Genomic DNA, 12,109 nt, shown 5'->3' on the forward strand with positions numbered 1-12,109 from the left:
ATTACTGGCCGCCCTGAAGCACTTTTAAATAGATTTCTTGATTGCGTTCCGGGGCTGTCATATCTTTATATTTCTCATTTATGACAGCTGGCTTGGACTGGTGTCTGCCAGCCTGGATATCCAACGAGATCGCAATATCTCTGAGATCATTCGCACTGGTCAATCCGAGGCGGTTTAATTCTTTCACCGCCGTATTGATATGTTGTGGATATTGCTCGGCAGATTTCAGTACAATTTTCAATTGATCGGTCAGGTGTCTCGGATATTGACGCTGCAGCGTGTCCACCAGCCAGGCTGCCAGTTCAGTATCATCCATTGCTTCATACACTTGTGCGATTTGCCGGTCTCTTTTCGTTTGTGCTCGCTGTCGATGACTCGGGTCTGAAATGACTTGCCCTTTGATTTCAGATATTTGATGACTGGCAATGGGTTGAGTATCCGGCTGTAAGGAAATACTCAAATGGGTATCTGTGACGGAGACATAAGCGATATTCTCTCTGTCACTTTGAAATGTTCCCAACGGCACACTGTAGCGATTCCCTTCAAAGCGAATGACATTGTCCTTATGGATTTTTCTTGTTATATTAGTATATGAAATCGATTCAATATTGTAGTTTCCAGAGACTGTTTGAAGATGCGGCTTTTCCAGGGCGTGCACTTCAAATGGTCTTTTTTTAATATTATGATGGATTTTATAGTTCCCCGTCCGTTTCAGCCACCTCAGAGCGGCCTGCTGCCATGTGTTCAAGTGATCGAAGATTCGATGCTGGGCAAAATTGTTTTTCACATACTTAATGACTTGTTCAATTTTACCTTTAGACTCCGGATCACTTTTTCTACAGAGTTCAACTTTAAACCGCCTGAATCTTTGATACTGAGTAAATGATTCAGTCAGAATCAAGTCGCCGGCATTCTCACTGACGGCCAGTAACCGGTCCTGATCATAAACGATCTCTTCGGTCATGCCCCCGAAATATTGAAATGCATTCTCCTGTATCCGGATTAAATCATCCGTTCGAAAGGGTCGGTCCAGCCACTCCACATATTTGAACCGGGAATGCGATAAGATAAACCCGGCCACATACAGTTTCTGTCTGCCACCTGACGATGTATCCACCATGATTTCTCCAAAGTCGACCTGGATCTGTTGGCCCGGCGGCAGTTCATCCACAGCGCCGTAGACCCGCGCCACGGTGACTTTCGGTATGTGATAATGTTCCCTTAAATGATTGACATAGTTTCGTACTGTATTTTCAGCCACGGATTGAATATCAAAGTGATCTTGCAGCCAGTCATAGATTTGTGCACTGGTGGCATCCGGATATGCTTTTAACCATGTCAATATCTCATGTTGATAGGGATCCAGCTTCTTGGTTCGGTTATGCAGTGATGCCATAAACTCTGCGAACTCATCCGGTGTCATGCTCAAATAATCAATGACCCGGTTTCTTGAGATTTTTAATTGCTTTGCGATTTTACTGTTAGAAAATCCAATGTTTTTTAAGCGGTGTATCTCTTGATAGATCATCCATCTTTCCACTCCTTGTTCTCTCCCTTTAAATATACTTTCATTCAGTATATCTAAAAGCGGCTTTCTGATTTGTAAACTGTTGAATCTTATTTGTAGAGAACTGTTTAATCTTAATTGTGGAAAACTGTTGAATCTAGTTTAGCAGTTACACTTTCTGACTTCTTAACGTACATCTTTTCTCATGAATACCCTCCTTCGATGTCATAGGAACTCATTAAAAAATGTAGGTCAACCAACAATTTTCAATTGCCGATTTCCTACACTTTATTACTGCCATTCACATCAATGCACCTTATTTTTCTATTTAATATGTTTAACCTCATTAAAATAACCCCCTAACAATTGCAGTTAAAGGGTTTTAGTATTATATATCGTTATTCCCACTCAATAAGATTATAGTAGGTTTTAAACCTTAATATATCAATGTTTTAACCAAATTCTAAACTTATTGGTGGGGGTTTTGGTGGGTATTATTTCTTTATCGCTTGATTACCTTTAAAATTTACACTACTAAAAGTTGGTGTGTCTATCTTTATATTGCCAGTCATTTTCTCAACTATCACATCATCTAAGCCCGACCACATATGAGCATAATGTCTTAATGTGATCTCTGGACTTGAGTGACCTAAGCGATTAGATAATACAAGCACTGATACATTAAACTCATTGATTAGATAAGAGGCGTGTGAATGTCTTAATCCTTTGCTTTGAATTTTATGAATACCAGCTAGTTTTGAATATCTCGCTATAATTCTAGCCACAGTAGATTTAAGCATTGGTAATCCATCATAACTAAATATGAAATCATCAATTCCAATCTCATTTTGACGTTCTTTCCATTGTTTTAAAATCTTTATAGTATCATCATCAAGCGCAATCGTTCTTTTTCCATCAGTCGTTTTTGTATAATTGTTACGTTTCCAATTATTTTTGTTTTTCACGATAAGCATATGATGCACTCTCAATCTCTTTTTTTCAAAGTCAACATCATCCCACCATAAAGCAGTACCCTCATTTACTCTCACACCTGTCATAAAATAAATCCACAGCATGACAAAATTAAGATGCTCATAAAAATCGTCAATGTATATAGTGTTAATTACCTTTTCGAACTCTGTTTTTGTCCAATAATCTGTAACTGTTCGAGCTTTAGGGATTGCTTTAACTTTCTTTGAGATATTATAATCAAGATAGTTTAAGTTCACTGCCATCTCCAAGGATTGCCTAAGTGTTCCGAACAACAATCCAGCATAACTTTGTGAATAACCACAAGCATCTTTGGAGAGCAGAAACGTCTTGAAACTTTGGACTTGGTCTATAGTAATAGACCTCAATGGAATATCTCCAAAACGTTCGAGTAAATGATGAAATGCTCTCTTTCTTACTATAAACGTACTTTCCTCTACTTCAGTTTTATACGCTGGGATATATACATCATTCATAAACTGTCGATAAGTCATATTATAGTTAGAGTAACTCTTAACTTGGTGAAACTCATTTTTAATTCTAGTCAGCTCTCGATATGCATCTCTCGCAGTTTTAAAAGGAACACCATACTGATCTTTTCGTCCTTTTTTTCTAATTCTTTTTCCTGTAATTCGATCTATACCCAGCTCTGTTTGATAATAAAACTTCCCTTTATCATCAGTATAAACACATGCATATTTAGTTTTTCCCATTTTTCGATGTCTCCTTGTGAAGTGAAACACCTAAAATTGATTCAACAACACTTACAGGCACCCTACCGAGCCTTTTGTTATTGTAAAATGGATACCCTTTTTGTATCATAATATCTTTTGCTTGTCTAATAACAGTGATAGACGTGTGTGTCGGATAGCCTAATTCTATAAGATCATCTTTAGTGACTGTTTTATTCATGAGATTCACCTCAATCTTTCAAATCATTATAAAATTCCGTGACATAGATAATCTCATTACCTACTGGATTCAGATGTTTAGTCATTTTGGAATAATTTGATTTTTTTCTAGATTTACGTTATTCTTTTTTAAAATACTTTCTTTTATCCCCGTCTCTTCATAAAGTTGTATTATATTTCTCGAACACCTGTATATCCTTAATCCTTTAGGATATAAATAAAGACGAGCACCTTTTATATACTTTTTATCCTCCGTTGCGTTTTCTTCTGGTATTTTTAAATTTGACAAGTAAGCCACCACATAATTACCTACTTTATCTGAACTTTTTAATCTCTTAGTTTTAGTAAAACCCCTTCCCCAAAATAAAGATAACTCTTTATTTGGTATATATAATTCACTTTCGTCATCTTTCTTAAGCAACACATGATAGTGCCATCTCCCAGAAGCTTGAGGTTCAATTACTGAAATGTATTCCAATTTCCCATATGCTTTTCTCATTCTTTTGATAAAAACTTTGAAATGGTTATAAGCTTTTTCAGTATCTGTAATATGCTCTTTATAAGTTAAGGTAATCCATAATTCATTTTTCCTACCATGAAAATTATGACCAATTAGTCTTCTCAACTTCTTCATTGTATTTTTTACAGATTTTAAATTGTCTTGTCTACTTTCTGAAGAAACATCCATATCTTTTATCTCTCCAGTTTCAAGTACCACATACCTTTTACCAGGTAGCACCATGATTGTCTGCTTACCAATTGAAGTTGTCATTTCTAACGTCTCACCATATCGATAAGATTTCACTAATGTTTTTTCAAAAATCTTAGGAATATTATTGGGGAACTTTTTCTTGTCCTCTGTCATCTATTCACCTTTTGATTCTATTGTATGACGTTTATCAAGTTAACGGCCTATCGGCCTGAGCGGTTGTGGCTCTCGCCACACCGCTCTAAAAATCAGGTCTTATCTTCAATCAAGGTTAAATAATCAATAGTATTTTGATAATAAAATGACTTCTTAAAAGTTTCCCATAAATCAATTTTCGATAAATTTGGTGATGCAAACGGATAAACATTGCCGTTAGTAGTTAAACCTTGCAACCATAGAAACCCATGTCCCCGTTCCAGTTTTAAATTTGGTACTTCTATTGATTCACCAAAGGTTTGCCTATACGCTGCAGATGAAGCAGACCCCATATGTGCTATTAATCCAAATTGCTCTTTAATACTTGAATTCAATCCAGAATTTCCTACAGACGCTTGTTGCATAATAGCCAATAGTCCAAAGTTATATTGACGCCCTAATAGTACAATTTGACTAATTAAATCATCATGATATTTCTTTTCTTTACTAGTCAAAGTTTGAGTAAATGCCCCGAATTCATCATAAATTAAATAAAATAATGGCATACCTAAATCGTTAGCTGTAGAGCCAAAACTAGTACTATCGTTAACAAAGTCAGCCCTCTTTTTCATCAATGAAACAAAATTTTCTAGCAAAGAGAAAATTTGCTCCTTAGTTATTGCAACTCTTTCTTCAGGCAAAATCTCGTGCAATCGACTAATATCACTTTGTTTATAATCAATTGCATGAATCTGTGTCGAGGGTTCCAGTTGAGCTAGTTTCAATATTAAATACATACCAAACCAGCTCTTACCCATGCCCCTAGAACCTGCTAGCAGTATATTGATATGTGTTGAGCAATCATATTCTATTGATTTAGTAAGCGGTATTTTATAGTCCAACCGAATCACCCTCTAGCTGATCAGCAAGATAATCAGGCGCTAAGATATAACGCACCCATCCCTCTTTTTCGTAGCTTTCAATGATTTTATACTCTGCATGCTTTTGAGATAGATATGAATTTAAGGAGCTATTAAGCGCTAGCATTTTTTCTTTTTTATCACCAATTATTTCAATTTCAAAGGCTTTTATATTCTCTTCTTTAACACGCCTAACTTTTGGTATCATAACTTTATTTTTGCTGTATTTCATATATATGCCTACATTCTGTAGAAAATAATCCAGCCTGCGATTGATTACTAAATAAACGGGGTCTTCTGTTATATAAAATCGAATCTCTCTAATGTAGATCCAGAATATATAAATAAACACTAACGAATAGCTTACTATTTGAATCCAGAAAGCACTTTGAATCACATAACTCAACAAATTTATAATAGGTTCATAACTTACTTCATTTATTAAAATCATAGTTGTTTTTTTTAGAATAGTAATCGCAATTGCTATGATTAAACTAATCCAAATAATTTTTGGTACCAACTTCAGACCAGGACCGCCATTCAAACTTCGTTTAAGATGTGCCATCATCTTTCACCTTACCTTCAATGAATCTAAGATCAGAAGCAGACAAAGATAAATTACTGTTAAAATCCCCCCAGACCTTGCCAACAGGATTCACTAGTTTTACCTGCACTGGTTTGTCAATATCCAAAGGTTCTTTACCTTCAATTTTGACATTATAGGTGTCACCTACATTAGATACACTTTCATCCTTATATTTAGTATTATCTTCCCAAACTATAATTGTATATTTTGCTCCAATGTTTTCTCTATTTTGATTTTTTAGTACTTCTGATTTCATCGCTAACAACGTTTTATCCTTTAAAAATCGCTCTGCCTCAAAATTTTGAAATTCTAATAGTTTTTTTGTCATGTATTTACTCTAGTCCTTTCTTTTTTGTTAATTTAAAGATAAGCGCTTATCTTTGTTACTTTTTATTCTAAGTTGTCATAGTATTTTTGTAATCAGAATAAATTTTGTGAATTTTGCTTATATTTGTTCCGAAAATTTTTAGAGGTGATTAATAATGAATGGAAGATACGAATCATTAGAAGATATTGTTTATAGAATTATTGGAAAACGTATTAAATATATGAGAAAAAAAAGGGGATTAACTCAATCTGACTTAGGTTCAGATGAATTAACTTTTATTAGTAAAGATGTTGTGAGCGCAATAGAAAATGGAAAACTCTTTAAAACAAGAACAACATTTATAACAGATAATGAGTTATCAATAATAAGCAAAGTATTTAATGTAAAAAGTGGGAAAATTATTTTCGGTGAATCTTCTGAAGAAATTGACAAGTTAGTTTTCAAGTTTTATCAATATGTTGCTTATAGTTTGATAACTATTCCTAGTGAAATATATTGGAATGAATATTGTAACACAGACTCTAATATCAACGATTGCTCTATAGCATTACAATCCACTTTACAGTTCAGTGCTTTATATACATCTTTCCGATTATATATTGAGCATATTTTTAAATCTGGAAAGCAAAAAGAACACTTCACTAATAAAGATATTGAAAAGTTTCAGAAGAAGTATGATAAGTTAATTTATTTTTTTTGGACAAGTCATAAAGATAAAATAGTACAAAGTTTTGTAGATTTTTGGAATGGTCAAAAAGAAATTAATATGAAAAAATTCAAAAACTTACTTGTAGAAAAATGGGTGAATACCGATTTGAGAAATTTAATACTAAATATAAAAGATTTTTACAAAACTGTCCCATATTACGGACTTGGTTACGAAATATCAGAGGAATTATACGATCATATTGAGGATATACTTGATTATTTAAAATTTAATGTTGATTATGATAATAACTTGTTAAATATAGTAAGAGCAGATTGGAAGGGACAAGAACATATAAGCAGACATGAAGAAAGGGTACAAGATAATACTGTCGCTTTATATCATCGCGCAATGTCACAAGAAATGACGTTAAGAGTATATTCATAAAAAAAGAAAGAGGTTGCTTATTTAGCAATCTCTTTCATATTTACCCAATCACCTTATTCCATTGGTTCTATATTACTTTTTACGAATTTCACAAATCTCTGCTTTAAGATGATGTTCTAGCGCCATTATTAACCCCCAAAATTTAAATATCAAAATCTTCTTGTTGATACATTGTGAGTCCTTCAAAATTTTTACTTAAAGTAATTTGTCCTAATTGTTTTATGGTCCCACGGCCGTCATTCATAGTATAAAATTTAAGCCCTTTAATTTTAACCCCCTCAACATTATCATCAATTATAATTTCTGCCTCATTTTCATTAATGTAGTTTAACAGCTTTTCTTTCCACTGTTCTCTTTCGAGGTGCACTGGCCCCTTCGGTTCTATAAACACTTGAATAAAAAATTCGGCATTCTTTAAATAAAGTATAAAGTCAGGTTGAAATCCCTCTATATTCATTTCATAAGTTGTATAATCAAACTGATGTAACATTAATTTATGATTTTTCGCAGATTCTCTATGCATATTTTCATCCATTCGGATTAAATAAACTTCTTCATATTCTTTTTTAAGTTCTTCAACACGCTCACTAATACGATCAATTAATTGTTTCTCAGTCAGATTAATGATTGCGGTATCATATGCATAGAAATCTTCTTTAATTTCATATCTTTCGACATGTTGAGGACTTTTGGATAAATATAACTGTGAAGTATCATAATTAGGTACTCTCTTTTTATAATTAGAAATATAGTCTTTGATTGGATAACCAATAAATTGATTCGTTCCTCGTTTATATGAATAGCCTTTTTTAATTTTTTGAGCAGTTTCCAACAAATAGCGCTCTAAAATTTCTAATTTCTGGTATGGTGTTATATCACTTTCTGACATTGTAACAGGTCCAGTAACATAAATTGTTCTATTGTAAATATTTAGCCATTTCTTTGATAAAAATTCTTCTTTAGAGGCAACTTTGGGTACATAATTTTTAAGGTTACTAAAATGATAAAAAGAAATTTTGCTCATTGCCTTTTTTATATATCTTTTATCTATAGATAATTTAATACTAGTAGTTTTTTCTGTATCCTCATATATTGTTTTGTCACTATATCCAAATTCCTGAACAGAAGAGAACCAAGGAATATAAATATCATTAATATTATCAATACCATATTTATCTAAACCATTAAAATCATCTGCACTCAACTGAACCGTTTTATTATAATATATATACCCATACTTCCAAACATCTGTATCCTTAAAGCTTTTCTTAACTTTCACATCAAGTAGAGGATTTTTCTTATCTTCACCTGTTGGTAAATTTATATCATCGAGTGATTGAATTAGATTTTTTAAATACTGAGGTTCATTAAGTGTATGATAATGGAGGGTTTCTAATAAAAGACTATCTTTACTATCATCTTCAAATCTTCTTTGATATGACTGTTGGTTGTTAAGAAAGAAAGGATTATACCTAGCACCTCGACCAATCAGTTGTGCTTCAGAGTTTGTGGACTTTTTATTCCCTTTCACTGTTGATGGATTACTAATCCTCACAATATCATATAAATTAAGAACATCCCAACCTTCTGTTAACTTAGCAACCGCAAATATTGCACGATTGAGATTCTCAGGACTTTCTAAACTATTTAAAGCTTCGTATTGTCCTTTTTCTAACATACCTTTACCACGATCACTATCATTTGCATTTATAACACGATTCGATGAAAATTCCCTTTTAATGTCTTGGATGATTTCATATAATATCTCTTTATTTCTTAAATAATATTCGCGGGCCATTGCAAGTGTCTCGCTAGAAACATCGTCACTCATTTGCCCTTGTCTCTCTAAAAAGTTAATTACTTTTTCAACTGATAATTCTTCTATAAGTTGATTAAATAGTGTTTCTGCTTCGTTTGAATCATTAATTTTTTGAGATTTAAACATGATTACTGGCTTTATATAAGTATCGTGTTGCTCCAAAGCATAACGGCGTCTATACTCGCTTAATAGAATGACTCTTAACATATTTTGTTCATCTGTATTACCCGACTGAATACGTTTCACATTTTTTGAGAATCGATCATGTATAAATCGATCTAAAGCATAACGATAAATGACCTTATCTCGATACTTCTCATAAATATTCTTATTATCTAAATCAATAGTGGCTGTAAATTCTAAGAGCTGGTTATCTCTACGGGCATGCAGAATCGTATTAATCGCCTTTTCCCATGACCGCTCTGATTCTTTTTCTGCTTTAGTTGAGGCAGAATAATGATGTGCTTCATCGCCTAAGATTACTACCTTATTTCTAGCATAGTCTTGTTCACTCATTGAGTTTTCACTTTGCGTATAAATATCTCCAGCAACACGTTGGACTGATGATAATTTTAAATAAATAGTGTTTTCCTCTTGAATTTTAGGAAATACTTCTACCGTTTTAATAGTAATTTTTTTACCATCAATTTCTATTGGATTGTTAAATAGGTATTTTTTTGATGCGGTCTCAGTGAGATTATCAATCGTTTTGTTTAAAACACTATTGGTGTTAACTAAGAATAAAAAATTTTGATATTCGTGTTCATAAAATAAATATAAAATTAATCCTGCCATCAAGTCCGTTTTTCCTGACCCCGTTGCCATGTTGAATAATACATGATTAATATTTCTATATTTAAAATTTTCATCACTTTGAATGTAATGATAGTATCTCAATGCTTCTTGTTGATACCCCCTAAATGAATGAATCATATTCTGTTGTAAATAAAATGGATATTCCCAATCTAAATTACTATTGAATAAGCTCATATTTAAATTTTCTAATTCTTCTAGTAAAGGTAAAGATAATTTCTTTTTATATTTTTTTTTAATCACCATCTTTACACCTCATCTTCACTATAAAATGAGTCATTAAATGCATAATCACTATTTGAAATTAGATCACGTACATTTGCGTCATCAATTTCTGAATAATTGTAATAAAGTTGATTTTTATCAATAATCTTTATAAGTATCATCTTTTGTTCTTTAAATGGGTTCTGCCATAATGATTCTTGAATCTCTTGTAAATCAACTTGGAAATTTAAATCAACATTATCCAACATACGAGAATATATATCTATTAACTCGCTTGTATCTTCTGCATCCATTATAGATTGAATATAACCTCTACTCTTCTCCATTAATTCGATATATATAAAAGGTGTTACTTTCTTAGATTCATCTTTAGCTAACAATCTAGGTATTTGAACAGTTTCTATATAAGGCATTTGCTCTATCATCACAAATGTTCTATTACCTCTATCTTCTTTATTTAACATCTGAACAGCATGTGCAGTAGTGCCTGACCCAGAGAAGAAATCTAATACTTTAGCATTTTTTTTATATTTTATTACAGAATATAATGCATCATAAACTGAATAAATTGATTTAGGAAACGAGAAGTCCGCATTAGGAACCAATTTCTTTAATAGTTGCTTACCATGGACACTAGCATCATAGAGTGGAGATTGCCAAACTGTCTTATATTGTCCAAAGTTCTTTCCTAACATAATTTCGTATCTATTATTATTTTTCTTCACTACATGAAGCATTTCTTGTATACTTTCAATAGTTTGTCGAGCATACCTCCATTTTCTCTCAATACCTTTAGTATCAATAGGATAGACATAAGCTACGCCCTCTTTGATTTCTGTTTGTTTAGGGTGTGTATCATCTTCTACTATTTCTCCAAAACCTACTATTTCATTTGTATCTAAATCAACTAGTATTGGGAAAAATGTATTTCTGCCATCTGTCCGCAGAGATTCTCCTCCCCAGTTTCTTAAGTTCGACAAACTAATTTCACTATCTAAAAGCTTACGATCTTCTATAACCTTTTTGCCTTCAGGAAATACAAAATATAAAAATTCATTACTATATGAGAAATTTGTTCCTTGAACACCTCTTGGATTATGTATTACTGTGATTAAATGATTTTCATAATCTGGGAATAATTCATCTAATAAAACACCTAGATAGTTCACCTCATTTTCATCAATTGCAATAATTAACACACCATCATCTTTTTTTAATAATTTTTTTGCAATCTCAAGGCGATTTTTCATGAACACTAACCAACTTGAATGATTAAAACGATTATTATAAGAAAACGTATTATTTGAAGATGTAACGTTGTATGGTGGATCAATATAAATCACATCAAAATCATTTAAGAATCTATTGCTTATTGAATGCAACGTTAATAAATTGTTACCTTTTATAAGTAAACTCTCACCATTATAACTACTTACCTCCTCTGCTCCTTCTTCACTATATTTTTTTGCGTTTGACAAAATTTTCTTATCTAATAAAACATCTATTTCATTTTTAGCTATAACTTCGTTTAAAAAGGGTTCACTTGGAGTTAAATCATTTTTATCATTATCTTCTTTAGTCATACTCGCTTTTAACACAGTATCTTTATAAGGAAAATCCAATATCACATCTGAGGTTTCTTCCAAAAACTTTCCACTACTAGTTAAGCCAATTTTCTTTGTATATTTTGTATAAGAATTTTTCCAATATTGATCCATTTCAAATACTTTTATTAAGTTATTAATTTTCAGTATTTTTGTATCCATAATCTTTTGCGTAAACAAATTATCCAAAGTCTCATTTTGTAATATTGACATTATTAAGTCATGATCGTAATTGTTTAAATCTTGAATGATTTTATTCTTATTTATCTCTTTATCTATGTAATATTTATCATTAAAACTTTCTAACACTTTTGTTATCTCATCATTTATTACTGTATCCATAAATACACCTCACTAAAAATCTATTATGCTACTTTATCATTAATATGCTGGCAATGATAAACAAATCAATTAAAACTTTTTATTATAACATTTAATGCCATTAAAATTATGATAACTTTTTATATAT

10 protein-coding genes are annotated in these 12,109 nt (G+C 31.9%); 1 reads left to right on the plus strand and 9 read right to left on the minus strand.

All coding sequences use genetic code 11. The features are described from left to right. Position 1 precedes the first annotated feature (1 nt). The 7 genes from istA to C792_RS0100210 all read right to left on the minus strand — a co-directional run bounded on the left by istA (position 2) and on the right by C792_RS0100210 (position 6,086). Complete coding sequence (gene istA / locus C792_RS0100180) at positions 2-1,528, minus strand: IS21 family transposase (RefSeq protein ID WP_017547416.1); 1,527 nt, start codon at positions 1,526-1,528, stop codon at positions 2-4. Positions 1,529-2,001: 473 nt separating this feature from the next. Continuing rightward, a complete protein-coding gene (locus C792_RS0100185) occupies positions 2,002-3,210 on the minus strand; it encodes a tyrosine-type recombinase/integrase (protein WP_017547417.1) in 1,209 nt (402 codons plus the stop codon). Continuing rightward, the gene (locus C792_RS0100190; protein WP_017547418.1) at positions 3,197-3,409 is read right to left on the minus strand and encodes a DUF3173 domain-containing protein; all 213 of its coding nucleotides are present in this window, start codon (positions 3,407-3,409) and stop codon (positions 3,197-3,199) included. Before C792_RS0100190 ends, C792_RS0100185 begins: the two co-directional genes overlap by 14 nt. Positions 3,410-3,490: 81 nt before the next feature. Beyond that, the gene (locus C792_RS14060; protein WP_017547419.1) at positions 3,491-4,273 is read right to left on the minus strand and encodes a rolling circle replication-associated protein; all 783 of its coding nucleotides are present in this window, start codon (positions 4,271-4,273) and stop codon (positions 3,491-3,493) included. A 92-nt stretch (positions 4,274-4,365) separates the two neighbouring features. Continuing rightward, positions 4,366-5,154 carry an FtsK/SpoIIIE domain-containing protein gene (locus tag C792_RS0100200; RefSeq protein WP_017547420.1) on the minus strand — a complete coding sequence of 263 codons (789 nt, stop codon included), beginning with the start codon at positions 5,152-5,154 and terminating at the stop codon, positions 4,366-4,368. Then, a complete protein-coding gene (locus C792_RS0100205) occupies positions 5,144-5,737 on the minus strand; it encodes a hypothetical protein (RefSeq protein WP_017547421.1) in 594 nt (197 codons plus the stop codon). Before C792_RS0100205 ends, C792_RS0100200 begins: the two co-directional genes overlap by 11 nt. Then, on the minus strand, positions 5,724-6,086 hold the full coding sequence (locus C792_RS0100210; protein ID WP_017547422.1) for a hypothetical protein: 363 nt from the start codon (positions 6,084-6,086) through the stop codon (positions 5,724-5,726). The genes C792_RS0100205 and C792_RS0100210 overlap by 14 nt, the downstream gene beginning before the upstream one ends. 154 nt (positions 6,087-6,240) lie before the next feature. Between C792_RS0100210 and C792_RS0100215 the strand changes: the two genes are divergently transcribed. Continuing rightward, on the plus strand, positions 6,241-7,179 hold the full coding sequence (locus C792_RS0100215; protein WP_017547423.1) for a helix-turn-helix domain-containing protein: 939 nt from the start codon (positions 6,241-6,243) through the stop codon (positions 7,177-7,179). A 142-nt stretch (positions 7,180-7,321) separates the two neighbouring features. Here C792_RS0100215 and C792_RS0100220 read toward each other — a convergent pair whose 3' ends face one another. Both C792_RS0100220 and C792_RS0100225 read right to left on the minus strand, forming a co-directional pair. After that, positions 7,322-10,057, minus strand: a complete 2,736-nt coding sequence (locus C792_RS0100220; protein WP_017547424.1) for a DEAD/DEAH box helicase family protein — start codon at positions 10,055-10,057, stop codon at positions 7,322-7,324. A gap of 2 nt (positions 10,058-10,059) precedes the next feature. Next, a complete protein-coding gene (locus C792_RS0100225) occupies positions 10,060-11,982 on the minus strand; it encodes a site-specific DNA-methyltransferase (protein WP_017547425.1) in 1,923 nt (640 codons plus the stop codon). Positions 11,983-12,109: the final 127 nt, after the last annotated feature.

It is taken from the genome of Salinicoccus carnicancri Crm (assembly GCF_000330705.1).
GTDB lineage: Bacteria > Bacillota > Bacilli > Staphylococcales > Salinicoccaceae > Salinicoccus > Salinicoccus carnicancri.

What these genes read in the sequence shown, in the direction of transcription:
- istA (WP_017547416.1), bottom strand. Translation starts at nt 1,528, where the DNA reads ATGATCTATCAAGAGATACACCGCTTAAAAAACATTGGATTTTCTAAC.
- C792_RS0100185 (WP_017547417.1), bottom strand. Translation starts at nt 3,210, where the DNA reads ATGGGAAAAACTAAATATGCATGTGTTTATACTGATGATAAAGGGAAG.
- C792_RS0100190 (WP_017547418.1), bottom strand. Translation starts at nt 3,409, where the DNA reads ATGAATAAAACAGTCACTAAAGATGATCTTATAGAATTAGGCTATCCG.
- C792_RS14060 (WP_017547419.1), bottom strand. Translation starts at nt 4,273, where the DNA reads ATGACAGAGGACAAGAAAAAGTTCCCCAATAATATTCCTAAGATTTTT.
- C792_RS0100205 (WP_017547421.1), bottom strand. Translation starts at nt 5,737, where the DNA reads ATGGCACATCTTAAACGAAGTTTGAATGGCGGTCCTGGTCTGAAGTTG.
- C792_RS0100210 (WP_017547422.1), bottom strand. Translation starts at nt 6,086, where the DNA reads ATGACAAAAAAACTATTAGAATTTCAAAATTTTGAGGCAGAGCGATTT.
- C792_RS0100215 (WP_017547423.1), top strand. Translation starts at nt 6,241, where the DNA reads ATGAATGGAAGATACGAATCATTAGAAGATATTGTTTATAGAATTATT.
- C792_RS0100220 (WP_017547424.1), bottom strand. Translation starts at nt 10,057, where the DNA reads ATGGTGATTAAAAAAAAATATAAAAAGAAATTATCTTTACCTTTACTA.
- C792_RS0100225 (WP_017547425.1), bottom strand. Translation starts at nt 11,982, where the DNA reads ATGGATACAGTAATAAATGATGAGATAACAAAAGTGTTAGAAAGTTTT.